The sequence below is a fragment of the Pseudomonas sp. DF11 genome, from assembly GCF_058148565.1.
The window spans coordinates 287229-311990 of the sequence record NZ_JBYVYN010000004.1; the positions used below are offsets into that span (position 1 = coordinate 287229).

At 61.6% G+C, this 24762-nt stretch carries 23 protein-coding genes; 4 read left to right on the forward strand and 19 right to left on the reverse strand.

Going from position 1 to position 24762, the window contains the following annotated elements; all coding sequences use genetic code 11:
• Positions 1 to 219 precede the first annotated feature (219 nt).
• Positions 220 to 1476 carry an MFS transporter gene (locus AC30D9_RS14800; protein WP_432421855.1) on the reverse strand — a complete coding sequence of 419 codons (1257 nt, stop codon included), beginning with the start codon at positions 1474 to 1476 and terminating at the stop codon, positions 220 to 222.
• Between the two features lie 140 nt (positions 1477 to 1616).
• Here AC30D9_RS14800 and AC30D9_RS14805 point away from each other — a divergent pair, with 140 nt between their 5' ends.
• Entirely contained in the window at positions 1617 to 2519 is a 903-nt protein-coding gene (locus tag AC30D9_RS14805) for a LysR family transcriptional regulator (RefSeq protein WP_134922536.1), read from the forward strand.
• Here the strand turns inward: AC30D9_RS14805 and AC30D9_RS14810 are convergent.
• The gene (locus AC30D9_RS14810) at positions 2509 to 2922 is read right to left on the reverse strand and encodes a hypothetical protein (RefSeq protein ID WP_490144288.1); all 414 of its coding nucleotides are present in this window, start codon (positions 2920 to 2922) and stop codon (positions 2509 to 2511) included. The two genes, AC30D9_RS14805 and AC30D9_RS14810, sit on opposite strands and share 11 nt — an antisense overlap.
• 247 nt (positions 2923 to 3169) lie before the next feature.
• Between AC30D9_RS14810 and AC30D9_RS14815 the strand changes: the two genes are divergently transcribed.
• Positions 3170 to 3613 carry a DUF2846 domain-containing protein gene (locus AC30D9_RS14815; protein WP_134922538.1) on the forward strand — a complete coding sequence of 148 codons (444 nt, stop codon included), beginning with the start codon at positions 3170 to 3172 and terminating at the stop codon, positions 3611 to 3613.
• Between the two features lie 283 nt (positions 3614 to 3896).
• On the opposite strand, the gene AC30D9_RS14820 is transcribed toward AC30D9_RS14815, so the two are convergent.
• Entirely contained in the window at positions 3897 to 7916 is a 4020-nt protein-coding gene (locus AC30D9_RS14820; RefSeq protein ID WP_490144289.1) for a dermonecrotic toxin domain-containing protein, read from the reverse strand.
• 171 nt (positions 7917 to 8087) lie between these two features.
• Positions 8088 to 9062 (reverse strand): alpha/beta fold hydrolase, encoded by a 975-nt coding sequence (locus tag AC30D9_RS14825; RefSeq protein ID WP_245150887.1) that lies wholly within the window; start codon positions 9060 to 9062, stop codon positions 8088 to 8090.
• 413 nt (positions 9063 to 9475) lie between these two features.
• Between AC30D9_RS14825 and AC30D9_RS14830 the strand changes: the two genes are divergently transcribed.
• Both AC30D9_RS14830 and AC30D9_RS14835 read left to right on the forward strand, forming a co-directional pair.
• Complete coding sequence (locus tag AC30D9_RS14830) at positions 9476 to 10009, forward strand: hypothetical protein (protein WP_490144290.1); 534 nt, start codon at positions 9476 to 9478, stop codon at positions 10007 to 10009.
• Entirely contained in the window at positions 10006 to 10281 is a 276-nt protein-coding gene (locus AC30D9_RS14835; RefSeq protein ID WP_490144291.1) for a PAAR domain-containing protein, read from the forward strand. Before AC30D9_RS14830 ends, AC30D9_RS14835 begins: the two co-directional genes overlap by 4 nt.
• A 182-nt stretch (positions 10282 to 10463) precedes the next feature.
• Here AC30D9_RS14835 and AC30D9_RS14840 read toward each other — a convergent pair whose 3' ends face one another.
• The 15 genes from AC30D9_RS14840 to AC30D9_RS14910 are packed head-to-tail and all read right to left on the reverse strand — an operon-like array spanning position 10464 to position 24698.
• Positions 10464 to 10910: an excinuclease gene (locus AC30D9_RS14840; RefSeq protein WP_134922542.1), complete on the reverse strand. Its 447-nt coding sequence runs from the start codon at positions 10908 to 10910 to the stop codon at positions 10464 to 10466.
• Positions 10911 to 10952: 42 nt separating this feature from the next.
• Positions 10953 to 12179, reverse strand: a complete 1227-nt coding sequence (locus AC30D9_RS14845) for a beta-ketoacyl-ACP synthase (protein WP_490144292.1) — start codon at positions 12177 to 12179, stop codon at positions 10953 to 10955.
• Positions 12179 to 12907, reverse strand: a complete 729-nt coding sequence (gene fabG, locus AC30D9_RS14850) for a 3-oxoacyl-ACP reductase FabG (RefSeq protein WP_490144293.1) — start codon at positions 12905 to 12907, stop codon at positions 12179 to 12181. Before fabG ends, AC30D9_RS14845 begins: the two co-directional genes overlap by 1 nt.
• Positions 12904 to 13371, reverse strand: a complete 468-nt coding sequence (locus AC30D9_RS14855; RefSeq protein WP_490144294.1) for a hotdog family protein — start codon at positions 13369 to 13371, stop codon at positions 12904 to 12906. Before AC30D9_RS14855 ends, fabG begins: the two co-directional genes overlap by 4 nt.
• Complete coding sequence (locus AC30D9_RS14860) at positions 13368 to 14564, reverse strand: beta-ketoacyl-[acyl-carrier-protein] synthase family protein (RefSeq protein ID WP_490144295.1); 1197 nt, start codon at positions 14562 to 14564, stop codon at positions 13368 to 13370. The genes AC30D9_RS14855 and AC30D9_RS14860 overlap by 4 nt, the downstream gene beginning before the upstream one ends.
• On the reverse strand, positions 14561 to 15043 hold the full coding sequence (locus tag AC30D9_RS14865; RefSeq protein ID WP_490144296.1) for a DUF3261 domain-containing protein: 483 nt from the start codon (positions 15041 to 15043) through the stop codon (positions 14561 to 14563). The genes AC30D9_RS14860 and AC30D9_RS14865 overlap by 4 nt, the downstream gene beginning before the upstream one ends.
• Positions 15040 to 15768, reverse strand: a complete 729-nt coding sequence (locus tag AC30D9_RS14870) for a class I SAM-dependent methyltransferase (RefSeq protein ID WP_134922548.1) — start codon at positions 15766 to 15768, stop codon at positions 15040 to 15042. The genes AC30D9_RS14865 and AC30D9_RS14870 overlap by 4 nt, the downstream gene beginning before the upstream one ends.
• Positions 15769 to 15778: 10 nt before the next feature.
• Entirely contained in the window at positions 15779 to 17026 is a 1248-nt protein-coding gene (locus AC30D9_RS14875; RefSeq protein ID WP_490144297.1) for an NAD(P)/FAD-dependent oxidoreductase, read from the reverse strand.
• Complete coding sequence (locus tag AC30D9_RS14880; RefSeq protein WP_134922550.1) at positions 17013 to 18170, reverse strand: sodium:proton antiporter; 1158 nt, start codon at positions 18168 to 18170, stop codon at positions 17013 to 17015. Before AC30D9_RS14880 ends, AC30D9_RS14875 begins: the two co-directional genes overlap by 14 nt.
• Positions 18167 to 20506, reverse strand: coding sequence for an MMPL family transporter (locus tag AC30D9_RS14885; protein WP_490144298.1), 2340 nt, complete (start codon positions 20504 to 20506; stop codon positions 18167 to 18169). Before AC30D9_RS14885 ends, AC30D9_RS14880 begins: the two co-directional genes overlap by 4 nt.
• The gene (locus AC30D9_RS14890) at positions 20490 to 21083 is read right to left on the reverse strand and encodes an outer membrane lipoprotein carrier protein LolA (protein ID WP_490144299.1); all 594 of its coding nucleotides are present in this window, start codon (positions 21081 to 21083) and stop codon (positions 20490 to 20492) included. Before AC30D9_RS14890 ends, AC30D9_RS14885 begins: the two co-directional genes overlap by 17 nt.
• A complete protein-coding gene (locus AC30D9_RS14895; RefSeq protein ID WP_490144300.1) occupies positions 21080 to 21505 on the reverse strand; it encodes an acyl-CoA thioesterase in 426 nt (141 codons plus the stop codon). Before AC30D9_RS14895 ends, AC30D9_RS14890 begins: the two co-directional genes overlap by 4 nt.
• On the reverse strand, positions 21498 to 23042 hold the full coding sequence (locus AC30D9_RS14900; RefSeq protein ID WP_490144301.1) for an HAL/PAL/TAL family ammonia-lyase: 1545 nt from the start codon (positions 23040 to 23042) through the stop codon (positions 21498 to 21500). The genes AC30D9_RS14895 and AC30D9_RS14900 overlap by 8 nt, the downstream gene beginning before the upstream one ends.
• Positions 23023 to 23967 (reverse strand): lysophospholipid acyltransferase family protein, encoded by a 945-nt coding sequence (locus tag AC30D9_RS14905; protein WP_307573690.1) that lies wholly within the window; start codon positions 23965 to 23967, stop codon positions 23023 to 23025. Before AC30D9_RS14905 ends, AC30D9_RS14900 begins: the two co-directional genes overlap by 20 nt.
• A complete protein-coding gene (locus AC30D9_RS14910; RefSeq protein ID WP_490144302.1) occupies positions 23964 to 24698 on the reverse strand; it encodes a glycosyltransferase family 2 protein in 735 nt (244 codons plus the stop codon). The genes AC30D9_RS14905 and AC30D9_RS14910 overlap by 4 nt, the downstream gene beginning before the upstream one ends.
• Between the last annotated feature and the right edge of the window lie 64 nt (positions 24699 to 24762).

A 24762-nucleotide genomic window follows, 5' to 3' on the forward strand; every position in this document is an offset into this window, starting at 1 on the left:
TGTGGTGAGAGAGTGGCCGCCGCGTCTTCGACGCTGCGCTGCCGCGCAAGAAACAAGCCCTGTGGCGAGGGGATTTATCCCCGCTGGGTTGCGAAGCGGCCCCCACACCAGGCACTCGGTGGGCCAGGAAGATTGAGTTCACTGCTTTAGGGCTGCTGCGCAGCCCAGCGGGGATAAATCCCCTCGCCACAAAGTGTCTACTCTGTTCCTGCCTTGGATCTAAACCTGCACATTCCCCGGCAACAACGGCAACCTCGCCAGTTTCACCGCCACCAGCAACGCCACCACCAGCAACCCGCCGATGAACAGGCCGATCCCGTTCCACCCGGCCAGGTGCCAGGCCACGCCGCCCGCCGTACCCGCAACACTCGACCCGGCGTAATAGCTGAACAGGTACAGCGACGATGCCTGGCCCTTGGCCTTGAGGGCGCGGCGGCCGATCCAGCTGCTGGCGACCGAGTGAGCGCCGAAGAAGCCGAAGGTGAACACCAGCATGCCCAGGACCACCAGCCACAGTGGCGTGGCCATGGTCAGTGCGAGCCCGGCCAGCATCAGGGCAATGGTTGCCCAGAGCATTTTGCGCCGACCGAGTTTGTCCGCCAGGGCACCGACTTTCGCCGAGCTGTAGATGCCCGACAGGTACACCACCGACAACAGTCCGACGAAGGCCTGATCCAGGTGATAGGGCTCGGCCAGCAAGCGGTAGCCGATGTAGTTGAACAGCGTCACGAACGCGCCCATCAACACGAAGGCTTCGAGAAACAGCAACGGCAGGCCGGCGTCGCGAAAGTGCATGGTGAAACCGTCCAGCAAGCTGCGCGGGTGTAGCGAGCGCGGGCGGAAGTTGCGCGACTCGGGCAGAATCCTCCAGAACACCGCCGCCGCGATCAAGGCCAGGCCACCGATCACCAGCATTGCAGTGTGCCAGCTGACAAAGTCGATCAAGACCCCGGTGATCAGGCGCCCGCACATGCCGCCGATGGCGTTGCCGGCGATGTACAGCCCCATCGCCAGGCCGATGTGCTTGGGATGGATTTCTTCGCTCAGGTAGGTCATCGCCACCGCTGCCAGACCGCTCAACGATAGCCCCACCAAGGCGCGTAGAACCAATACGCCTTGCCAGGTCGGCATCATGGCACTGGCAATCGTGCACACCGAGGCGGCGAACAGCGCCGCGACCATCACGGGCTTGCGACCGATGCGGTCGGAAATCGGGCCGGTGATCAACAGGCCGATGGCGAGCAAGCCGGTCGCCACCGACAGGATCAGGCTGCTCTGCGCCGCGTTGATGGAAAACTCCTTGGACAGCAGCGGCATCATCGGTTGCACGCAGTACAGCAGGGCGAACGTCGCAAAGCCACCGCTGAACAGCGCCAGCACCGTGCGCATGAACATCGGCGTGCCTTTCTCGATGTAGATGTCCTTCAATTCGGCGACGACATCATCCTGTACACGAGGTGGGATTTCATGGGCCAGTGGAGCGACAGCAGTTTTCACGATGGACCTCGAACGAGCACGGCCAGGCAGGCAATGAAAAAAGCATATAGCCGGCTAATGTTTCTATCCAATATATTGTTCGACATGTTTAAGACGTTCTGCGACCTATTGGATTGCCCATGGAATTGCGTCATCTGCGTTACTTCATCGCTGTGGCCGAAGAGCTGCATTTCGGCCGCGCGGCCCTGGCCCTGGGCATCTCCCAACCGCCCTTGAGCCAGCAGATCCAGGCGCTGGAGCAGGAGATCGGTGCGCGGCTGTTCGAGCGCACCAATCGTCGGGTCGAACTGAGCGAGGCCGGGCGACTGTTCCTCGAAGAGGCGCGACGGGTATTGGCCCAGGTCGACAAGGCCGCCGACGTGGCCCGCCGTGCCCAGTTGGGCGAGTTGGGCGAGCTGAAAATCGGCTTCACTTCCTCGGCACCTTTCAACTCGACCATTCCCCAAGCGATCTTCACGTTTCGCCAACGCTTCCCGGCCGTGCACCTGAACCTGCGGGAAATGAGCAGCACCCAGGTCGCGGATGCATTGGTGGACGAAGCGATCGAGGTGGGCATCATGCGTCCATTGCCACTGCCCGACTCCTTGCAGGAAATCGAACTCAGCCGCGAACCGCTGGTGGCCGTGCTCAGCTCCAAGCATCCCCTGGCCCAGGGCAGCGAAGCGGGCCTGTTCCTCTCGTCTCTGGCCCAGGAACCCTTCGTGTTCTTCCCCCGCAGCTACGGCAGCGGCCTCTACGCGCAACTCCTGAGCCTGGCTCGCGACGCCGGCTTCAGCCCGCACTTCGCCCAGGAGGCCGGCGAAGCCATGACCATCATCGGCCTGGTGGCGGCGGGGCTGGGCGTCTCGGTCCTGCCTGCGTCATACCAGCGCATGCGTATCGACGGCGTGGTCTATCGACCGCTGCTCGACCCGGCGGCGGTGTCGGCGGTGTGGCTGGTACAGCGCAAGGACCAGCGTTCGCCGATGGCGAAGGCGTTTGTGGCGCTGTTGACCGATGGAGTGGAGTTATCTAATGGTTAGTACTAGCGCGGATGAAGCCATAAAGTTGAAGTTGGTAATGAATGTAAAAAAATAGGGTGGTAAGGAAAACCCAGAAAGTTGGCAAATGTTTTGGCGTTGACCAGTAGAGTATGTGCTCCAGCAACAGGATCACCGTTACGGTCGTGGCGAGGACGCTCGCGGATTTGGTAAGAAGGGTATTGCGCGCGTTAATTGATTTTCTTAAGCGATAAGGATGCTGGAGAAGTAGCAGGAATAGTAATGTGAGCAGGGTGCCGGTCATCGCTGCGAATGGAATGGCGATAATGTCATGTTCGGCTGGGTAGAGGTTGTTTGTGTAGTTTGAGAACAAGTTATAACCGCCCATGATTGGAGTGGCTGAAAGGCTCATCAGGTAAGGCCAAAGAGAGTTTTTTGTTCTCACGAATTTTATCCCTATGCCATGGCATTGCTTATTTTGACGGCTAACTGAGCACGCATGAATAAGAGACTCAATGCCCGAATGACAGCTTGGGAAATGGATTACAAGTTTTACGGAAGGTTACCTGTCTGGGCTTGAGGCTTGCTGTTGCCAGGCGCCACCGGTGACCGAGCAAGCCAACATTGCTTCAGTTTTTCACCGTTTCAGCCGATATCCCATTGTTCGACCAACCCAATCATGGAGAAACAGGATGTTCAAGCAGTTGACCTTTACTGCCCTGCTGGCAGTCGCCGCGCTGACCACAGGGTGTGCTTCGGTAAAAATGGCGGATGACACCCAGGATGCGCAGGCGAAAACCTTCCAGACCGTCCCTGACAAAGCGAACATCTACGTTTATCGCAACGAAAGCATGGGCGCCGGGGTGAAGATGCCGGTAACGCTCAACGGTAAAGCTGTCGGGCAGACCGTTGCCAAGTCGTATTTGATGCTATCGGTACCGGCTGGCCAGCAGACGTTGGTGTCGTCTGCGGAAAACGATTCAGAGCTCAAGCTCAGCACAGAGGCGGGCAAGAACTATTTTGTCTGGCAGGAAGTGAAAGTGGGTTTCATCAAGGCTCGTAACAACCTGCAGGTTGTCGATGAAAAAACCGGCCGCGCCGGGGTAGTGGAAAGCAAGTTGATTCAAGCTGAGTGACTCGACTGTCTCTGATCCTTGCTGTTTGAGAGGGCGCTGAAAAGCGCCCTTTTCTATGGGGTTAGCCTGATGATGATCAATGCGTTGCCTGAACTTCCCAGGACCATTGAATAAAAAATTGTCAAAACGTTGGGACTGACTGCATGCCAGTACCTGAACCGGTCAGCATGATGGATGACAAGCCAGCCTGTTTGTGAAGGGCGCCGTAAGGCGCCCTTTCTCGTTATAGCCGTAGCATCGACAACCTGACGTACCCCGTGGGAGCAATCATTTATGGTTTTCCTTAGCCTTCCCAAACCGTCGCAGGTCTATTGACGTGATAGTCATAAAACCCTTGGAGGGTCCAGGTATCACCCTTGCGTTCAAACGCCGCGCGCCATGCGCCTCTGCCACTGCCGGGGGATAGCTGGGCCATGTCGTACCAGTAATATTTGTTGATTCGTTTTGTCGTGGCTCTGCCGGCCCGAATGTCATCCATGATTTCTGTCACCTTGGCTCTGGCCGCTTCGGGAAAGTTGTCATATGACATCTGGGTTTCTGCCAGTGTGCTGAGGCTCACCGTAAATTTTTCCGTTGCGGTGGATGCTTCTGCCAGTACCGGCGCAGTGCTGGTGGTCGGGGACTTGCCAGGAACCTTTTTCGTCGGGACCTGGGTCACGACTTCGATATCGAACGTGTCGTAGTTCGAGAGGTTTTTCGTGAAGTTGGTGATGTCCTCACCGGTGACCAATAAGGTCTTTCGCTGCGACTTGCCTTTGTTGGCGATGACATAAGGAATCTTATTATTCCGGATTTCCGTCAGGAGTCCGGGTATGCGTCTTTTTTTCATCTCGTCCCTGAAGGCGCTGTACTTTTTATTTTTATATTCCAGGAGGTTTTCCGGATTTCCTTTGTATTTCTCCCTGGCGGCTTCTACTTCAGGTCCCTCCCCTGAATACAGGTCGCCCAGCTCGGCCCAGAAGCGTTTTTCCGCGACTTCGATCACGTCATGAATATCGCCCTGGATCTTATCCATGGCGGCTTTCTTTCGCCCCTGTTGAGGGGTGATGGTGATGAATAAGGCGCCGGTGAGGTTGTCTGTCAAGGAGGACATCATCATCTTCAAGTCGCCTTCGCTGTCGAAAAGCTCTTTCTTGAGCGGCAGGGTCATGTCGAATATTTTTATTTTTTGCGGGGGCGTAAGCACGATCCCCCTTTCCTCTGCGCTGATGTCCCGGGTGCAGTAGTCGACGGCCTGCCATATGTTGAATTTGTACAGCAGGCTTTCGTGGGGGTTTTTATGTTGCGCGAGGCCGTGGAGTCTTTTGTTTATCTTTATCTGGTTTATTCGGGAGAGGTAAGTGTCGATGTCGCGCACGTGGATGTCATTCATGCTCTCACGCAGGATGCGCTCGGCCAGCTCTTCGGGCATTGAGTGGATGATCTTCTTTACCTGATTCACCACTTCCCGGGGCGGCCAGCGATGGTCCACCAGTACGCCTTCTACCAATGCGTTGTAGGTTTTCTGTTGCGGGGTCTCCGGCGTCCGGCCGAGTAGACTTTGTATGATTCCGCCACCGAGCAGCCGTTTTGGCGCTTCGATCTGCCACCGGCCATTTTTCCAAGCCACGGTCAGTTGATGAGTACGGTTGTTCGCCGCATAGATAATCCGCTCGCCCGCTTGTACCGCGGTTTTACTGTAGCCACTCCCCAGCTTTAAATAGCCTTGTCCACCCGCGTCCCTGAACAGGTTACGGCCCTCGGGTATCAGCCCTTTACCGTCAAAGCCTTTCAGGAGGAACGGTCCCAGCTCCGGGTCAGGCATGCGCGGCAGGGACGACAGTTCTGGACGGTCCTTGCTTCGGCGTCGGGCGGCGCGGGCCATGATCAGGTCCTGCCCGGCCTCGGCAATGACTTCGCCCAGGCCGTTGATGAAGTCACTGGTCCATTGGCTGAAGCTGCCACCGTCGTCCTTTATTGCCGCCACTGCGGCGCCTCCAGCCATCACCGGCAGGATCGCGCGTCCCAATACCCCGCCCAGGCGACCCCCGTAGAACATCGCCATCGCGCCCGTCAGCAACGTGATGCCATTCCTGCGCCCCTCCTGGGCCGCTGTGCTGTTGCGTTCGGCGTTCGTCACCGTCAGCGTGTCAGCCGTCTTGAGCGCGTGGGTGATCTGCGTTTCGTGCAACGCCTTGAGCAGGTCGCCTTTAACCACGGGGGAGGCGACTCTCAACGCGAAGTCATCCTGAACCCGATGCCTTATCCACGAGAAAGTGGACTGCGTGACTTTCTTTATCTTCTCGTTGAACGTCAGGTTTTCCGCTGCCGGCACCAGGCTGGCGAACTGATCGGCTTGTTCCATCAGCGGCAGTTGCGCAATCAGCCAGCGGGTCATATCCAGCGTGGCGGTGAGTGTCGCGACCAGGGCTGCTTCCAAATCCCGATCACTTCCCGCATGGATGTCCCTGAACATTTTTCCGTCCGGCGCGCCCGGCGTGTACAGCGTCAATGAAGGCCGGCTGGCGAGTTTCCTGACACCGAAGGCCAGCAGCTCTTTCAGCACGCTGTCGCCCCACTGGATCTGCCGGACCACCACTTCGTGCCCATTGACCTTGCGGCGCACCTCCGGCGTTGGGCTGTCCAACGCCGCCAGTACCAGGTTCAGGCCGGTGTTGTCCTTGTCGTGTGTCAAGTCCCCGGATATATGCGCGGCCCACGCCTGCGCTCGCATTTGTTTGGCTTTCAGAGCCATCCATTGTGTCTGGCGCTCCCGGGCCGCAAGCTGCAATGCGGGTGGGATACGGCTACCCACGTTCGCTCTTTCAATGACCTCTACGATCTGCGCGAAGCTCAGCGGCCCCTCTTCGGTGTGGTGGGCAGCGTTGCGTTCGTCCGGTGTCAGGTTGGACATTGCCCACTGCGTCAAGGAGCGGCAGTCATCGAATATCGCCTTCACGTTGCCTAGCGATACTCCGGACCCGAACGGTGACTCACCCGTTGGTGCGTGCGGGTCGACGGTCTGCTTGCGGATACACAGGAATATCTGGTCAGGATCGACCGGGGGGTATTTGTCCTTGATGAACCCGGCGAGCAGCGTGCGGGTCCGGTCCCGGAGGGCGTCAGGGGAAGCCAGTGTCACGGGATCGGGCGGGGGTGGGGTATCCGCCAGGGCTGTCTGCAGGTCCTGCAGCGCGTTCCACCAGGCCACGCGGTCGCTGCCGATCACGTGCGGGTTGGCGTGCAGCCAGTCGTCCAGTTTTTTCTGGTACAGCCGTAACGCGCGCTCGTCCATGGCGCCCGCCAGGTCCAGCCTGTTCTTGACGTTCGCCGCGGCATCGATCCTGTCTATCCAGGTATTGATCTTCTCATCGTCCCCCGGCCCGTTCAGCAGTGCATCGCTCACGGCGGTTTTTTGCGCCGCTCGCAGGTCCGTAACCAGGTGGGCAAGGAAGTCCCCGGCGATGGGGGCGGTGGTCACTTCATACTGAACGTCATCGTCCTTCTCCAGGCTGGATTTCAGCGCCGCCAGGTCGGCGTATACCTCCAGCGGTTTACCTGGGCTATACAACAGCGCGCTTCCCGGGTAGTCGACATTGTCACGCTGGGTCAACGCAACGGCGCCCGATACCGGTACGCTGAACGCCCAACCTTCGGGGGTGATACTCAGGCTATACACCCCGGGCCGGTCACGTTCCGCCAGCCTGGCGCGATCCGTCGCGTCCAGTGCCGACAGTGCCTGCTCCGTCACTGCCTTGTGCAGCGGCAGGCTGAGTGTACCGTCCAGTTGGTGGAGATCGGCTTGTGCCTTGAGTTGCCTGCCGAATTCATCGGCCAGCCATACGCTGACACTGCGGTCCTGGCTAGGGTCGGGCGGGTTGTCCCAGAAGTTGTCCAGCGCCCGCGCCAGCATTTGCTCATACGTTGTCGCAGTGATGCTTATCAGTTGCTTGATGGCTTGCTTGGCGTCACGGGTATTCAGGGCTGCCGGCATATCCGTGACGCTGTTCAGGTCGGTGACGATGTCGATATCGCCCAAATCGTCGAAGAACTCGTGAGCCTTGATCTTTCCTGCCAGCGCACCCCAGAAGAGTGTGTCGAGGGGGACTGTTTCGTCTTGCAGTCGGCACACGAGTATTTCGTTGACTGCCAGTTTGTTCACCATGGTAGGGAAAGTTTTTGTGAACCAGTCATTCAAGTGCCGCGCAGCCACCTTCGACGCGCGCGGAACAGCGTCGTTCAGGCGAATCATCTGTTGCTGCGAGGCATTGAGTTGGTGTACCAGCAGGGCGCTAGCGGTTTGTAAGGGGGTATTCTCCAGCATGTTCTCTTCCTGAAAGTTTTCGGAAGTAACAACCTATTGAAGAAGCGCGAAGAAGAGGCGGTATATAGATACCGCATGAGGCGGTGTCAGGCGGTGTACAGGTGTTGCGGATACATAATCCATGCAGGAGCGAATTGGCTCGCGATGAGTATTGATGGATGAGGCCAACGGTTATTTTTTATCACGCAAAAATGCCAGGATCGCTTCGCAGGTCGCCTGTGTTTTTTCTTCCAGTACCCAATGCCCGGTGTTGTGCAGTATAAAAGCGTACGGTTGTGTAGTGATGTATTTGACTTGCTCGGCCAAGGTGTTTCCTCTCGAATGGTCCCCGCCGATGGTGAGCACAGGCACCGTCAGTTTATGGCTGGCGAACTCCTGATTGTCATTCACATCATGTTCTATCCAGGCTGAATAAAGCTTGAAGGCCGCCTCCATACGTCCAGGTCGGGAGTAATCCTTCACCAACGCAGCACGCACGCTGTCCGACACTGCATTGTTGCGGGAAAATACGAAGTTATCGAAAAACATGTTCAGGTAAATTTCTTCCCGTCCTTGGATCATGGCCAAGGCTGTCTCGCCAAAGAAGCGAAAATGCCATTTGCTTGCAATACCGGCTGACGGGTCTCCGTTGTAGGCCGCTTCCCAGCCTGGTATGCCAGGAATGAATCCGTCCATCAAGATAATACGTTTGGTTTCACCCGGATAAAGTGCTCCGTAGGCATAGGCAATAATTAAACCCATGTCATGGCCGACAACATCCACTTGTTTGATATTCAAGTGGATGACCAACTCGTGCAAATCATGCGCCATGCTTTTTTTGTCATAGCCGCTTTCTGAGATATCGGTTTCTCCTGCGCCGCGATAATCAGGAACGATAGGCGTATAACCCGCACGCACCAATGGCCCCATCAATGCTTCCCAATTGCGCCAGCTCCCCGGAAACCCATGCACCAGCAACACCGGGTTTTCGCCATTACCGCTTATAAGATAGTGCATGCGGATGCCGTTCACATACACGTAGCCACGCGTGAATAACGCACCCTCTACAACAATGTTTTGTTCTACAGGCGGCGAGGTGGCTTGGTGTCGAGAAGATAAGGGAGTGACGCCCGACCAGGCTATTGTGTCCCTCATTTTTTTGTCCATTTTTGGAGCCAAATTAGTTTCATGAAATACGCGGTGCAGTTTATGAATGACGCCGAACTGTTTTTATCGAACGTTAATCTGGAAGGTGTTTTTTCAGGCGTTTGAAGCCTGAAGCTTTCCCAGTCTCATCGATACTGTCGAAGTTGACAGTCCCGACAAGCGGTAATTGGGGTGGAGCAAAACAGGGGCGGGTGAAGATACCGGGCAAAGCGTGTATACCCTCCTCCCATTGACTGTAGGAAAATACGCATTTTTAGTTGCGATGTTTCCTATTTGCTCCAAATGTCCACCCTGTTGGGATTGCGTTTCTCCAGCGCTGCGACGTCTTATTCATCATTCCGAATCGTCTGGCTCAATGCTCCTCCTCGGTGGAAAGGGAGGTAGCCTAAAGCCCATGAATAAGGCCCTTGGAAATGCACTCATCTTCGTATACCCCATACACCAACGAAGTCTCTCGTGAATATCTTCGTCATTTGGACGATTTGTACTTGGAGCAACAGGCGCTTGATGGTTTTGACGAAAAAGTCATCGCATTTCTTAATCAACAAAAAGCGTTCGTCATGGCTCATCCCCCAATCGCTATTTACCGGGTGGCCACCGAGGGTAGCCAGACGCGTAACGGCGGAACGATCCAGCAAGTGTCATCGTCGTTGACGTTCACCCTGGATGATGGCTGGAAAGTACGAGCCGCGCAGAAAGGCGACCAGGTTGTGTACGCCGACGGAAGCACCGCGCGGATCGTAACTGCCGCCGGAGTCGCCAATAGCAACATCGCCCTGGTCGGCAGCCGCTTGAGCAATGGCGACGAGATCATCAATACGCTTCAGAGACGTTTTCTGATCATCGTGCGTGAAGGCGTGCCGATGGCAGAGGACTTTTTGCCCGCGCTCAAACTGGCGGATGTTCATTACCTGCACTCGAATGGAGTGAAGGAGAGCATCCAATGAACGAGGGGTACTTCATCGGTTTGGGTGACAAGACCACTTGCGGTGGAAAAGTGCTGGAAGGCGATAACAAGGGCAACATGTTTGGCCTGCTGCATGCCCGCGAAGGTGATCGCGTCTCGTGTGGACGGGATGGAAAAACCTATCAGATCAGGGGCGGCATCGCGCATATGGTCAGTCATGGCAGGCACATGGCCGGCACGTTGGATAGCCACAGTACCTGCCCCTGCAAAGCGCGACTGATCCCTTCGGTACTCTGGGCTACCTACAAATGAAAAGGCGCAGGTGATAGCGGCAGCCCCCAGCCAACATCACCGCTGCTGACCCACTGCAATCGCGAGCAAGTTCGCTCCCACAATGGATTCATGGTGTACGCAATATCTGGTGCGCCGCCAAATCCTGTGGGAGCGAGCCTGCTCGCGATTGCGTCGGATCGGTGCCAACAGCCGTACCGGGCTTATTGCACCTTCGCCAGATCCCCTTTCAACGCAACGCCCGCCATGATCGCGCCGGCGTGGCATTCGTAGGTGGTCGGGTCCTTGCGTTCGTTGCTCTTGTAGAAGCTGACGATGTTGGTGACGGCGTTGGCGCCGGCATTCTTGGCGGCTTGGTGCAGGCTGATCAGGGCCGATTGCAGCACCCATTCGCAGGCCACTTCATCGGATTTGTTGAAGGCGTTGGTCTTCTTGTTGGTCACGGCTCCAGGGCTGATCACGGTGACGTTGCCGGCCGGTTTGTTGCCGGCCAGGTAGAACTTCACGCTGCCGTCGATCTTGCCGGTACGGATGGCCTCGGCGACGACTTTGTCGAACGGCAGGAACAGCGCGGTATCACGGGCCTGGCTGAGGCTTGGCAGGGTGCTGAGCAACAGGGCGGCGGTTACGGCGATTTTCTTCAACGACATCATGGTCTCCTTGACGAGAGGTAACAGGGTTTTGAATCCGATTCAGCGCCAGCGGCGGAAGATCAGCGAGGTGTTGACCCCACCAAAGGCGAAGTTGTTGTTCATCACGTATTCGTGGCTCATCGCCCGGAATTCGTTGCGCAGGTAATCGAGCTTGCCGCACTGGGGATCGACCTCATCGAGGTTGAAGGTGTGCACGTACAGGTCACGGTTCATCATTTCGATGCTGAACCAGGACTCCAGCGCCCCGCAGGCACCCAGGGTGTGGCCGAGGAAGCTCTTTTGCGAGCTGATGGGCATGTGTTCGCCAAACAGGCTGCTGGTGGCCAGGGTTTCGGCGATGTCGCCCTGCTCGGTGGCAGTGCCGTGGCCGTTGACGTAGCCGATGGCCGAGGGTTCGAGGCCGGCGTCTTCCAAGGCCAGCTCCATGGCCCGGCGCATGGTGCCCAGTTCGGGGCGGGTGGCGTGCTGGCCGTCGGCGTTGCTGCCAAAGCCGACGACCTCGGCATGGATTTTTGCGCCACGGGCCAGGGCATGTTCCAGTTCTTCGAGTACCAGCATGCCGGCGCCTTCGCCGATCACCAGGCCATCGCGGCCCTTGTCGTAGGGGCGCGGGCTGGTTTGCGGCGCATCGTTTTTCAGGCTGGTGGCGTACAGCGCATCGAAGACCATCGCCTCGGTCGGGCACAGCTCTTCCGCGCCACCGGCCAGCATCAACGGCAGGCGCCCGAACTTGATGGCTTCATAGGCATAACCGATGCCATGGCTGCCGCTGGTGCAGGCGCTGGAGGTGGGGATCAGGCGTCCGGTCAGCCCAAAGAAGATGCTGATGTTGGCCGCTGTGGTGTGGGGCATCATCCGTACATAGGAATTGGCGTTCAGCCCTTCGGCCACGCTGTTGAGCAGCATGTTGCCGAACGCCTTGATCTCGTCGGTGCTGCCGGTGGACGAACCGCAGGACACGCCCATGCGCCCGTCCTTGATCGACTCATCGCCCAACAGGCCGGCGTCGGCCAGGGCCTGTTCCGCCGCGGCGACCGCCAGGCGCGAGACGCGGCCCATGCTGCGCAGTTGCTTGCGGGTCCAGTGGGCCGGGACCTGGAAGTCGTCGATGGGGCCGGCCAGGCGCGTGTTCAGTTCGCTGAACCGATCCCACTCATCCATGCGCCGGATGCCACTGCGGTTGGCGGCGAAGTTGGCGGCGATGGTCTCCCAGTCGCTGCCCACGGAGGTGATGCCGGCCATGCCGGTGACGACGACGCGCTTCATCAGCACAAGCCTCCGTTGACGGCCAGGACCTGGCGGGTGATGTAGCCGGCTTCGGCGGACATCAGGAAATTCACCGCACCCGCCACTTCTTGCGCAGTGCCCATGCGCTGGGCGGGGATCATTTTCATCAGTTCTTCCACAGGTACGTTTTCATCGAGCATGGCGGTGTCGATCAGGCCTGGCGCGACGCAATTGACGGTGATCTTGCGCTTGCCCAGCTCAATTGCCAACGCCTTGGCGGCGCCGATCAAACCGGCCTTCGAAGCACTGTAGTTGACCTGCCCGCGATTGCCGATCAGCCCCGAGACCGAGGTGATGCAGACGATCCGCCCGGCGGCGCGACGACGGATCATCGGCATCATCACCGGATGCAGCACGTTGTAGAAACCGTCGAGGTTGGTGCGCATCACCACATCCCAGTCGTCTTCGCTCAAGGCTGGGAAAGCGCCATCGCGGGTCAGGCCGGCATTGAGCACTACACCGTAATAGGCACCGTGGGTCTCGACGTCGGCTTCGAGGGTGGCTTTGCAGGCGGCACGGTCGGACACGTCGAATTGCAGCACGCGCGCCTGGCGGCCCAAGGCCTGGATGTCTGCCTGGACGGCTTCGGCCTCGGTGCGGCCACTGCGGCAATGCAGCACGATGTCGTGCCCGGCCTGGGCCAGACGCAGGGCGATGGCGCGGCCGATGCCACGGCTGGAGCCGGTGACCAGTACGGATTCAGTCATGACGGGTTTCCTGTTGCGGACGGTTCATGAAGGTAATGGGCGGCCTGGGGCGGACGGAAAACGTTGAGCCGGGCCGTGGCATGGATGCCGGGGGCGTGGATGTGGCATTCGAACACGCCCATGCCGTTGTCGTCTTCCAGGGAGCGCACGCCATGGATGCTCAGCTCGGTGCCGACGGGAAAACAATCGACGTTGCATTCGAACTTGCGGGTGCCGAGCAGAAAGCCCAGCTCCACGGCGTCGCCGCGCCGGCGTGCGTGACAACCGGCGAACGCCGCCACGCTCTGGGCCATCAGCTCGATGCCGACCCAGGCCGGCAGCGCGCCGTCGTCGCGATTGAACAAACCACCAGGCTTGACGGTGGTGCAGGTATGGATCTGTTCGTCATCGAACGACAGGATCCGGTCGATGAGGATCATGTCCCCTGCGTGGGGCAGCAGTTCGGCGAGCGGCCAGTCAATCATGGGGCGTCTCCGATAATCAGGCTGACGTTGTTGCCGCCGAAGGCAAATGAATTGCTCATCAGGCGGCGCGGGATGGCCGGGTTCAGGCGGGTACTGGCGGTGACCCAGTCCAGCGCCGGCAGGGCAGGATCGGCCTGGCCGTCCCAGACATGCGGCGGCAAGGCCTGGGTGCTGTTTTGGGGGGCCAGGGCCAGCCAACAGAACGCCGCCTCCAGCGCCCCGGCCGCACCGAGGGTGTGGCCGGTCATGGGTTTGGTGGACGAGCAGGGCACGCCCGCCGGAAACAGCCCGGCCACCGCCTGGCTCTCCATGGCGTCGTTGTGCTGCGTGGCGGTGCCGTGCAGGTTCAGGTAGTCGATCTGGCAGGCTTCGAGGCCCGCGCAACGCAGGGCTTTTTCCATGGCCTGGCGGGCGCCGCGACCGCTGGGTTCGGGGGCGGAAATATGATGGGCATCGGAACTGGCACCGTCGCCCAGCAGGGCGATCCTGGGGCCGTCTCCCGGCGTCTTGCTCATCAGGAACAGCACCGCCGCTTCGCCAATGTTGATGCCGCTGCGGTTCACCGAAAACGGATTGCAGCGTTCGCTCGATACCGCCTCCAGTGCGGAAAAACCGTTGAGGGTCAGTTTGCACAAGCTGTCCACGCCACCGCACAGCACGGCATCGCACTGGCCCAGGTCCAGCAGGCGTCGGGCACTCATCAAGGCCCGTGCGCTGGAGGTGCAGGCCGTGGAAATCACGTAGGACGGACCGCTCAAACCGAGCCAGTCGGAAAGAAAATTGGCCGGCGCGCTGAGTTCCTGTTGCTGATAGTCGTAGCCATCGGGGAAGCGTTGCTCGCGCAGATAGTGGGCGATGCCCTGGCTGGCCTCATCGATGCCCGACGTGCTGGTGCCCAGGACGATGCCGATGCGGGCGTGACCGTAGGCCTGGATGGCCTGGTCGATCTCGGCGCGAATCTGCAGCCCGGCTTCCAACAGCAGCTGATTGTTGCGGCTGCGTTGCGCCGCGAGGGCAGGGGGAATAGGTGCGAGTTCACCCGGCACCGAGGCGACCGGCAAGGCACGTTCGGCCACCCAGCCATCTTCGATACGCACGCCCGAGCAGTCGCCGGCAAACAGGTTGCGGGCGACGCTATGTTTGTCGCGGCCCAGGGCGCAGATCACCCCGAGGGCATTCAAATAGGCGGTCATGGGGCATTCTCGGTCAACGGTGTGATGCGGTAGCGGGGGCCTTGGGGCAGGCTCAGTTCAAAATCCAGCGGCTGCTCGTAGCGCACCTGCCAGCGACTATCGAGGCTCCGTTGCGAAGCCTGTAGCCGGGCGGCCGGGTAGTTGCCGGGCAGCTCGGCTTCGGGGGTCAGGGCGAACAGCAGCGCGGCGAACAGCTCCCGGGCCTCGGCATTGGGCGGTAGCAGACCGTCGGCCTGCCACTGGCCAGCGACCAGGCGCTGACGGGCCACGGGAATGCCCAGCGGGTCCATCATCGACCAACGGATGCCGGCGTTTTCGCGCTGGATCACCAGCAACCAGTCCTGGCGTTGGCCGGCCATTGTCCGCTCGATGTGCAGTTGCATCGGCAACGCCAGGGTCGGCATGCGCGCGGGCAGCGGCGCGCGGCTGGCGCAGGCACTGAGCAGCAACACACAGGCGATCAGCAGGCCACGGATCATCCGGCAGCCCCTTCGAGAGGTTTGCGGGCCACCACGTTGACCAGGGTTTCTTCACGCTCGCCAAATGGCTTGGGACGACGCAGGCCAAAGCGTTCCAGCAGGCCGAAATCCTTGGCACGGCTCCACCACAGGTACGGGTAGGACACGTTGCGGGCCTCGAACTGGAAACCCTGCCCTTGGATCATCTCCAGGTACTGCGCGGCACTTTTCTGCACGTGCATGGGATGGCGGAACAGCCAGCGGATCACCCAGGTGTCGATGTAGGCTTCGGTGGATTCGGCGAACATCAAGTAGCCGCCGGGCTTGAGTACGCGATAGAACTCGGCGAGGGCTTTTTCCTGTTCCACCAGGTGATGGAAGGTCTGGTGACAGAACAGCAGGTCGACGCTGGCATCGGGCACTGCCAATGTCGCGCAGTCGCTGCCGATCAGCTCCACGGCGATGCCCTGGCGCGCGGCTTCCTCCCGGCTCAGGTCCAGGCTGTGGGGGTCGGCATCCACGCCGATCAGATGGTGTGGCGCGAACACCTGGTGCAGGTACTGGAACGATTTGCCCTGGCCGCAGCCAGCGTCCAGCAGCACCGGGCTGGCCGGCAGCGGGGTGCTGAACAGGCTGCGCAGGTCGTTGATCGCCACGCGCAACACATGGTGCTGCCAGGTGTGGCTGCGCAGGAACCAGAAGCCGAAGCGGGTCTCTTCGACGTAGTTGTCGCTCAGGTAGCTCATGGTTGCTGCCTCATGGCGCCGGGCTCGCACAGATTTCCGAGAGCATGCGCAGGCGCCGCTTGGGTTCGCTGACGAACGGGTTGCGCTGATCCCAGGCGTAGCCGGCCAGGATCGAACTGATCATGCGACGGATGTCGTCCGAACCTTCGGTGTAGAAAATCACGTCCTGGAAGGTGCCGGCGTACCAGCCCTCGACGTAGCAGCGGAAGGTGTCGACGCCGCGCTTGAGGGGTTCGGCGAACTCGCTTTGCCAGTCCACGCTTTCACCTTGCAACTGCCGGTGGAGTACGTCGGCGGCCATGCTCGCCGAACGCATGGCGATGGTCACGCCGGAGGAGAACACCGGGTCGAGGAATTCCGCGGCGTTGCCCAGCAGGGCGAAGCCAGGACCATGCAGGGTCTTGACGTTGGCCGAGTAGCCGCCGATGGTCCGTGCCGGAGTGTCCCACACGGCGTTACGCAGCACGCCGGCCAGGCTTGGGGTTTCGTCGATGAAACCGCGCAGGCAGGCATCGAGGTCGTCGGTGCGGCCAGCGAAATGTTCCGCGGCGGCGACCACGCCCACCGAGCAACGCCCGCCGCTGAACGGGATGGTCCAGAACCACACGTCGCGCTTGCTCGGATGGGTGGTGATGAGGATTTTTTCGCGGTCGAAAGTCGCCGCGTCGATGCGATCTTCAATATGGGTGAACACGGCCTGGCGTACCGGGAAATTCGACGGCGCCTCAAGGTCCAGCAGGCGCGGCAAGACCCGGCCATAACCGCTGGCATCGAGTACGAAGTCAGCCTCGACCCGGTACTTGCTACCGTCTTCGCGCTGCACGCCCAGTTGTGGCTTGGCGAGGCTGAAATCGACGCTGGCAATGGCTTGGCCGTAGCGGATTTCCACGCCTTGCAGGGCGGCCTGGTCGGCCAGCAACTTGTCGAAGTCGGCGCGTTGCACCTGGAAGGTCGTGGGCTTGCCGTCGCTGAAGGTGTCGCCGAAATCGAAAGCGCTGTAGCGCTCGCCCCAGGCGAACGCGGCGCCGTTCTTGCGCTGGAATCCAGCGGCATTCACCGCGTCGAGCATGCCGGCTTCTTCGACGAAATCCAGGCAATGGGACAACAGGCTCTCGCCGATGGAGAACCGGGGGAAATGCTGGCGCTCGATGACCAGCACATCGTGGCCCTTGCGCTTGAGCAGCGCCGCCGCGATAGCGCCGGAAGGGCCTGCGCCGATCACGATGACCTGTCGACGTTCCATTTCAACTGTTGGCACTGGAGCTCCTGGCCGGGACGGCAATCGAGGGAATACGGTGGAAACCGGCCACGGCCGGCAACAATGTCGCGATCAGTCCCATCAGCATCAGCGTGAAATACAGCGCCGGGCTGATGAGCTGTTGTTGCAAGAGCAGATTGAGGAAGACGATTTCACTCAAGCCGCGAATATTCAGCAAGACACTTTCGCGCCAGCGACTGGCGCCGGCGAAGGGGGCGTCGGCCCAACCCAGCCCCAGCCAGTTGCCCAGCAGTTTGCTGGCAATGGGCAACAGCAGCAACGCCGTCCATTGCACCCAGTCGAGGCTGTTCATGGCGCTGTGGACGTTGATCTGCACAATGCCGAACGTGAGGATCAGCGGGATCGCCAGGTAGGTCTGCAAACCCTGCATCCAGGCGGCATCGAGCGGCAGCCGCAAGGGCACTTTGAGTGCGGCCATGCACAGCAGATAGCCGATGCCGACGATCAGTGCGTTGAGCCGGTAATGCTCGGCCACCACCAACAGCGCAAAAAACACGCCGCTGTACAGCAACGGCTGGCGCAGGCCGAGCAGACGCAACAGCAGCGGCACGCCGGCACAGGCCAGCGGCAGCAACAGGCTGCTCAAGTGCAGGCTGCCCTGGGCCAGGCCGAACAGGCTCCAGCAGGCCAGGTCGATCATGATCGCCGTCTGCACCAATCGCCGCGTGGCGGCGGGCGGGTAGTCGATGTGACGCAGATACAGGTACAGCACCGGGATCGCGGTGATCGCAAACAGCAGCCCCACCGCCAGGGAGCTGATCCAGGGTTGGGGCGGCAGCAGCCAGAACGCTGTCGCCAGGCCGCAGGCAAACGGAACGACGAAGCTGGGCAGGGCGATTTTCACGCTCTGGCGATCCAGGCGCAGGTCGATCACGTCGCTGAGAATGTGCCCCAGCAACAGCGCGAACGCGAGGCTGTAGAGGTTCTTCAGCCACACGGGCGACACCAGTTGCGCGCCGCTGAGCTGCCAACCCGGCTCGATCCAGAAATACATCAGCAGCGGCAGGCCAAACGTCGCCAGCAACAACTGGCTGACAATCGGGATCAACCCGAAGCGACAGCCTGTGCGGGTTGCGACGGCGAACAACCCCAGGGCCATGAGCCAGAACAGCAGGGTCATCATGGGGCGGGCTCCGCGACGGCAGCCGCGTGGGCCTGATGCCCGGCCCACGGCGCCAGCATGAAGCTGAAGGCCAGCCCCAGGCTCACTGCCAGGCCGAAGTTGCTCACCGCCGGGGTGCTGGACAGCGCCAGCAGGCCGAACGACAGCCAGGTGGTGACCGCCGCCAGCAGTGTGCCCAGCAGGCTCACGGCGGCACCGCCGATCTGCTCGCGCATCAGGATCGCGTAGTCGACGCCGATGGCCGTCACCAGCAACAGGCCGAACAGGCTGAACAGGGTCAGTGGCTGCCCCAGCCAGCCGAGGCTCGCCAGGCTGCACAGGGCGGCCAGCAATGGCAGGGCGACGATCCGCAAGGCCGCGCCGACCCCGAACGGCCAGATCAGCACCAGCACGATCAGCACGCAGGAGGCCAGTTTCAACTCGGCGGCGCTGACCTGCGTCGCGGCGAAGACCCGGTTCAGGTCGCCCAGGCGATCCACCAGTTGCACGCCTGGCAAATCCACTGCCTGCACCCGCAGCAGCGCGGCGTCGTTCAAGCCTTGCAGACTGATCATGGCGGCCACGCCTTGTTCTGTCGGGCCGAGCCAGAGTGTGCGATAGGGCTCGGCCAAGGGCCCGGTCAACGCGGCATCGATGTCTTCCACCGGCAAGGCTTGCAGTTGCGCCAGCTCCGTTTGCAGCGCGGCGACCGGCACGCCCAGGTCCAGCAGCGGTTGCCAGAAGGCTGGCAAGCGGGCCAGGGCCTTACGCACTTTCTGCTGTTCGGCAGGCGGGCTGACCAGTTGGTTCAGCGACAGGTAGCCCTGGAGTTTTTCCAGGCCGATCAATTGATCGAGCCGCTCGTTGAGGGCGGTCTGGCGCTCCAGCAGTTGTGCCTGGTCGTCGGCGCGGATCAGGAAGAATTGGCTGGTGGGCTGGAAGCCGGTGATGCGCGCGATGTCGCGGGCTTCGTCGGTGAGGTGCTGGGGCGTGCCGATCCACTGGCGAATGTCGTTTTTGGTGGTCAGGTGCCAGAGGCCGCCTGCGCAAAAACTCAGCAGCAACACCAGCAGTACGGGTGTTGGTACCCGCGCCAACAGTGCCTGGCGGACCTTGAGCAGGCATTCGCACAGCCGCAGCGGCCATTGGGCCGGACGCAAGTCGGCGCCCTTGAGCAGCGCCGGCAGCAGGCAGACGGCGGTCAGGTAGGCGCCAACCAACCCGGCGGCGGAAAAGATCGCGATCTGGGTCAGGGCCGGGAACGGCGTCCAGGCCAGGGCCAGGTAGCCGATGCAGGTGGTCGCCAGGCTCAGGCTCAGCCCCGGCAGGGTCAGGCGCAAGGCCGGCCAACTGCGCCATGGCTTGAGGCTCCAGCTCTTGGACAGGTAGTGCAGTGGGTAGTCCACCGCGACGCCGATCAGACTGGAACCCAGGACCAGGGTCATCACATGCATGCGTCCGAACAAGGCCACGCACGCCACCGCGCCGAACAGCATGCCCACCAGCACAGGCACGAACGCCAGCCACACGCGCAGACGTCGGAAGGCCAGCAACAGCAGCAACAGGATGCCGACCGTCGCGCCACCGCCAACCCAGGTGATTTCCCGCGACGCCTGTTGCTGGCCGCTGGCGGCGTACAGCAGGCCGCTGGCCGCCAGCAGTTGCCCTTGGGCCTGGCCCGCCTGGTCGCGGCTGCGCTGCAGCAGTTCGGCCACTTGCAACGGCAGGTTCATATCGAAGGCGTTGCCCTGGGCGCGGGCCCGCAGCATCACCCAGCTTTTACCGTCGGCATCGGCGACCAACGCACCGCTGCCAATGTCGAATTTAATCGCGCCGCGTTGTGGCTGGCTGTTCTGGATGCGCCCGGTCAGGCCCAGCCAGTCGTCCTGGTTCGGCACCAGGCTGAAACCGCTGAATGGATCGAACAGGGCCTGCACCCGTTGCTGGATGAATGCCTGGGGTTGTTCGATCAATTGCTGCCGGTCCGCCGCCGAGAGCATCGCCAACCGCCCGTTGAGCAATTGCGTGCGCAGCGCCGGCAAGTCGGCCTGCAACGTCCACTGGACTTTGTCGAACAGGCCGCTGGCCTGCCATTGCTCACCCAGGGTCTGTGCCAGGGCGATGGCGTGCTGGCGGTCGGTGTGACCCACCAGCACCAGCACTTCGCGATTGAGCGGCTCCTGCATGCGTTGTTCGGCGATCAGCTCCAGGGCATCGGGCGATGTGCCCGGCACCAGCTCCATGAGATTGGCCGACAGCGGCGCGCCATTGCGCCATTGCCAACCGGCGAGCGCCAGCACTGCCAGCAGCAGGACCAGGAACAGCCGGGGCAGCATCCGTTCACTCGGCAAAATCATGTTGCTCCGCTTCGCTCAAGGGTTGCGTGCTGATGCTGTCCTGCATGCGCAGCACGGTGCTGTCGCCCTGGGTTTCCAGCAGTTCGATGCGCTGCACGAGTTCGCCGCCGTCGATGTTGATCTGGTTGAAGACCTGCTTGAGCAGCACCGAGCGTGGGGTCAGGGTGAGTTTCCACTGCTGTGGCTCGCCCGACAGGCTCAGTTCGAAGTCCCGTAGCAAGCCACTGCTGTCGCCCTGCAATACCGCCAGGAACAAGCGATTCTGCTCGGCCCCGGCGCTCTTGTTCGGCAGCATCTGCCAGGCGTTGCCGTCCCGCCGGGCGATGCCCTGGGGGGTGATGCGGTAGTCCTGTTGCAGCGGGGTTTGCAGCAGCCACAGCAGGCCGTGGTTTTTCGCCAGCACGAAGCGCCCCTTGCTGGTGAGGGGCTGGGGCAGGGCGCGTAGATGTTTTTCCTGGATGAACTGCCCGTGGATCACTTCCGGGCGGGCCAGTTGCTCGCTCAACTGTTGCAGGTCGAAGGCCTGGGCCAGGGGCGACAGGCAGCACAACAGCAGCCAGACTGACAGGCGCTTCATGGCAGTTTCCTTTCAACGGCTTGAACAAAGACCCGGGGCGAGGCCAGCAGCATTTCGCGACTGGCGAGGTCCACGGCCACTTGCACCGAACTGGCGCGGGTCAAGCGTTCGCCCGTGGCGGCGTCGCTGATCAGGTAGTTGATCTTCAGCCGGTTTTCCCATTCCACCAGGCTGGCACGCACGGTCAGGGCCTGGCCGAACACGGCGCTGCGCACATAGCGCAGTTGCAGGTCGATGATCGGCCACGCATGGCCGGATTCGAGCATGTCGTAGTAGTTGTGGCCGATCAGGTCGAGCAGGGCGCAGCGGGCCACTTCCAGGTATTTGACGTAGTGGCCGTGCCAGACCACGTTCATTGAATCGACATCGAAGAACGGCACCACGATGTGGGTGTCGACGTGCAGAACACCTTGGCTACGCATGCAGCCTCCAGTGTTGCTCGGCGATGCGTTGCAGGCACAGGCGCAGTTCGCCTTCCAGGGCGCGGTCTTCGATGACCGGGGCGAAATCCTCGGCCAATTGCCGGTGCATGGCGGCCAGGGCCGGCGGCAGCGGTCGCGCGTCTTCGGCGCGGCTGCGCAGCCATACGCCCTGGTTGGCGGCCAGCAGCGTCGCGGCGGCGACTTGTTCGGTCAGTTCCAGCACGCGGATCGCATCCCGGGCGGCGATGGTGCCCATGCTCACCTTGTCCTGGTTGTGGCACTCGGTGGAACGCGAGAACACGCTGGCCGGCATGGTGTTTTTCAGGGCTTCGGCGGTCCAGGCGCTGGTGCCGATCTGCACGGCCTTGAAGCCGTGGTTGAGCATCGCCCGCTCCGCGCTGGCGCCGGACAGGTTGCTCGGCAGGCCGTGGTTGTAACGCTCGTCCACCAGCAGCGCGAGCTGGCGATCCAGCAAGTCGGCGACGTTGGCCACCAGGTTCTTCAGGCTGTCCATGGCGAAGGCGATATGTCCACCGTAGAAATGCCCGCCGTGCAGCACGCGCTCGGCTTCGGCGTCGATGATCGGGTTGTCGTTGGCGCTGTTGAGTTCGGTTTCGATGAAGGAGCGCAGCCAGCCCAGGCTGTCCGCCAGCACTCCGAGCACGTGGGGTGCGCAGCGCAGGGAGTAGCGATCCTGCAGGCGATGCAGCGGCGCGGTCGGCGCGTCGATCGCCAGGTCCTTGCGCAGCCATGCGGCAACTCGCATCTGCCCCGGGTGGGGCTTGGCGGCGAACAGGCGCTCGTCGAAGTGTTCCGGGTTGCCTTGCAGGGCGACAACGTTCAGCGCGGTGATGCGAGTCGCCAGTTGCAGCAGATAGTCCGCGCGGGCGAAAGCCAGGCAGGCCAGGCCGGTCATCACGGCGGTGCCGTTCATCAACGCCAGGGCTTCCTTGGGCCGCAGCACCAGCGGGGGCCAGCCCAGTTCGCGGTGCACATCGGCGGCCAGACGGCGTTCGCCACGGAACATCACGTCCCGTTCGCCGGACAGGGTCGCGGCGACGTAGGACAGCGGCGTCAGGTCGCCGCTGGCACCCACCGAACCTTCTTCCGGGATCAGCGGCAGGATGTCGTGTTCGAGAAAGGCCTGCAGGCGTTCCAGCAACTCCACCCGTACCCCGGACACGCCGTGGCACAGCGACTGCAAACGCGCCGCCAGCACTGCCCGGGTGGCTTGGGCGTCGAGCAACTTGCCCAGGCCGCAGCCGTGGAACGTGTACAGGTGACGTGGCAGGGCCTCGACGTGGTGCAACGGCACGGCGACCACGCAGGAATCGCCGTAACCGGTGGTCACGCCGTAGATCACGCCTTCCTTGTCCAGCAGGGAATCGAGGAATTGCGCACCCTTGGCAATGCGTTGGCGGAACGCCGGGTCATCCTGCAACTGCGTCGGCACCCGGCGGTTGGCCAGGGCCAGCACATCTTCAATGCGCAAGGGGCGTTCGCCGAAGGTTACCGGCTCAAGAGTGGGCATCGTCATCGGTCTTCCAGAAAGGGTAAAAGTTGAACCACTGTTGGGGGGCCTGGAGGCAGTACTGCGCCAGGCGCTCGGCATAGCGACCGGCCCAGTGGGCGATCACTTGCTCGCGGTCAGTGCGTTTCCACGCCACGGCATCGGCGAAGGGTTCGAGGGTGACGCGATAGCGCCCCTCGTGCTTGAGGCACATCAGCAGGTTGACCGGGCATTTCAGCAGGCCCGCCAGCAACCAGGGCCCCTGGGGGAATGCCGCCGGGTGGCCCATGAAATCCACGGTCACACTGCGTCCGCCGTGCAGCGGTACGCGGTCGCCGGCAATCGCCAGCCACTCGCCGCGCTCCAGGCGTTCGCTCAGTTGCAGCATGATCACCGGGTCCAGCTCGCTGACCTGGATCAGCCGCAGGTGCGTGGCGCCGGCTTCACCGAGCAAGCGGTTGAACTGCTCGGCGTGCTTGGTATGCACCAGCACGTTCATGGTCACTTTCTCGCCCAGCTCGGCCAGGGCCCGGCACATTTCCAGATTGCCCAGGTGCGCGCCCACCAGCATCTGCCCGCGGGTATCACGCAGATGATTGCGCAACAGCGCCGTGTCGACGATTTCGATCTGCTCGATGCTCAGCTTGCCGTTCCAGACATCGAGCTTGTCCAACAGGGAGTCGGCAAACGCCATGAACTGGCCGAACACCCGCCGGTGGGTCGGGCGCAGCTCGGGGCGCTCGCTCCAGTCGGCCAGGCGCTGCTGGTATTGCCAGGCGGCCTGGCGGGCGCTGCGGCCGAAAATGAAGAAGTACAGGACGATGCCGTACAGCACCGGGGTCAGCAAGCGCCGGCCGAGCACCTTGGCGGCGACCGCGGTGAGTTTCATCAGCCAGAAACTGCCGCGTTCCTGGCGGTCGGCCCAATGTTGCTTGTCTGCCTGAAGGCTCATGCCCACCACCGTCGCCAGAGAATCAGGGGAAAGCGCACCAGCATGCCGAAGAACAACCGGGTGTGCATGCTGGAAATCAGCACGTTGTCGTGGAACAGGCGAAAGTGCGAGACCCCGTCCTGGGGGTAATGGACCCGGGTGTGCAGCCAGCGCATCGGCTGATTGCGCCAGGCCAGGCGCACGAGGATGTCCGAATCGAAATCCATGCGCTTGCCGATATTGGCCGAGTCGATCAGCGCCAGGGTCGGCGGCAGGGGATAGACCCGAAAGCCGCACATGGAGTCGCGGATTTGCAGGGACAGGCTGTTGATCCAGACCATGACGTGCGTCAGGTAGCGCGCGTACAGGCGACCTTTCGGTACGCTGGCGTCGTAGTGCGGATAACCGCAGATCACCGCGTCCGGGTGGGCGCGGGATTGCTCGATGAAGGTCTTCACGTCGCCCAGATCGTGCTGCCCGTCGGCGTCCACCTGCAAGGCATGGCTGAAACCCAGGCGTGACGCCTCCCGCAGACCGGTCATCACCGCGCCACCCTTGCCCTGGTTGATCGCCAACCTGACCAGATGAACCTGCTCGTCCTCGGCCAGCCGCTCCAGCACGGCGGCGCACGCCGGGCTGCTGGCGTCATCCACCAGCACACAGGGCAGGCCGTTGGCGAGCAACGCCTGGACCACCGCCGTGATGGCGGTTTCGTGGTTGTAGACCGGGATGACGGCGCAGGGGTTATGCATGGTTTGCGCCTTCCACAGATTCATTGTGGCGAGGGGATTTATCCCCGCTGGGTTGCGCAGCAAC

Excerpts from the sequence above, each read along its gene's own strand:
- AC30D9_RS14805 (WP_134922536.1), top strand. The coding sequence starts at position 1,617 with ATGGAATTGCGTCATCTGCGTTACTTCATCGCTGTGGCCGAAGAGCTG.
- AC30D9_RS14815 (WP_134922538.1), top strand. The coding sequence starts at position 3,170 with ATGTTCAAGCAGTTGACCTTTACTGCCCTGCTGGCAGTCGCCGCGCTG.
- AC30D9_RS14820 (WP_490144289.1), bottom strand. The coding sequence starts at position 7,916 with ATGCTGGAGAATACCCCCTTACAAACCGCTAGCGCCCTGCTGGTACAC.
- AC30D9_RS14825 (WP_245150887.1), bottom strand. The coding sequence starts at position 9,062 with ATGGACAAAAAAATGAGGGACACAATAGCCTGGTCGGGCGTCACTCCC.
- AC30D9_RS14830 (WP_490144290.1), top strand. The coding sequence starts at position 9,476 with ATGCACTCATCTTCGTATACCCCATACACCAACGAAGTCTCTCGTGAA.
- AC30D9_RS14835 (WP_490144291.1), top strand. The coding sequence starts at position 10,006 with ATGAACGAGGGGTACTTCATCGGTTTGGGTGACAAGACCACTTGCGGT.
- AC30D9_RS14840 (WP_134922542.1), bottom strand. The coding sequence starts at position 10,910 with ATGTCGTTGAAGAAAATCGCCGTAACCGCCGCCCTGTTGCTCAGCACC.
- AC30D9_RS14845 (WP_490144292.1), bottom strand. The coding sequence starts at position 12,179 with ATGAAGCGCGTCGTCGTCACCGGCATGGCCGGCATCACCTCCGTGGGC.
- fabG (WP_490144293.1), bottom strand. The coding sequence starts at position 12,907 with ATGACTGAATCCGTACTGGTCACCGGCTCCAGCCGTGGCATCGGCCGC.
- AC30D9_RS14855 (WP_490144294.1), bottom strand. The coding sequence starts at position 13,371 with ATGATTGACTGGCCGCTCGCCGAACTGCTGCCCCACGCAGGGGACATG.
- AC30D9_RS14860 (WP_490144295.1), bottom strand. The coding sequence starts at position 14,564 with ATGACCGCCTATTTGAATGCCCTCGGGGTGATCTGCGCCCTGGGCCGC.
- AC30D9_RS14865 (WP_490144296.1), bottom strand. The coding sequence starts at position 15,043 with ATGATCCGTGGCCTGCTGATCGCCTGTGTGTTGCTGCTCAGTGCCTGC.
- AC30D9_RS14870 (WP_134922548.1), bottom strand. The coding sequence starts at position 15,768 with ATGAGCTACCTGAGCGACAACTACGTCGAAGAGACCCGCTTCGGCTTC.
- AC30D9_RS14880 (WP_134922550.1), bottom strand. The coding sequence starts at position 18,170 with ATGATGACCCTGCTGTTCTGGCTCATGGCCCTGGGGTTGTTCGCCGTC.
- AC30D9_RS14885 (WP_490144298.1), bottom strand. The coding sequence starts at position 20,506 with ATGATTTTGCCGAGTGAACGGATGCTGCCCCGGCTGTTCCTGGTCCTG.
- AC30D9_RS14890 (WP_490144299.1), bottom strand. The coding sequence starts at position 21,083 with ATGAAGCGCCTGTCAGTCTGGCTGCTGTTGTGCTGCCTGTCGCCCCTG.
- AC30D9_RS14895 (WP_490144300.1), bottom strand. The coding sequence starts at position 21,505 with ATGCGTAGCCAAGGTGTTCTGCACGTCGACACCCACATCGTGGTGCCG.
- AC30D9_RS14900 (WP_490144301.1), bottom strand. The coding sequence starts at position 23,042 with ATGACGATGCCCACTCTTGAGCCGGTAACCTTCGGCGAACGCCCCTTG.
- AC30D9_RS14905 (WP_307573690.1), bottom strand. The coding sequence starts at position 23,967 with ATGAGCCTTCAGGCAGACAAGCAACATTGGGCCGACCGCCAGGAACGC.
- AC30D9_RS14910 (WP_490144302.1), bottom strand. The coding sequence starts at position 24,698 with ATGCATAACCCCTGCGCCGTCATCCCGGTCTACAACCACGAAACCGCC.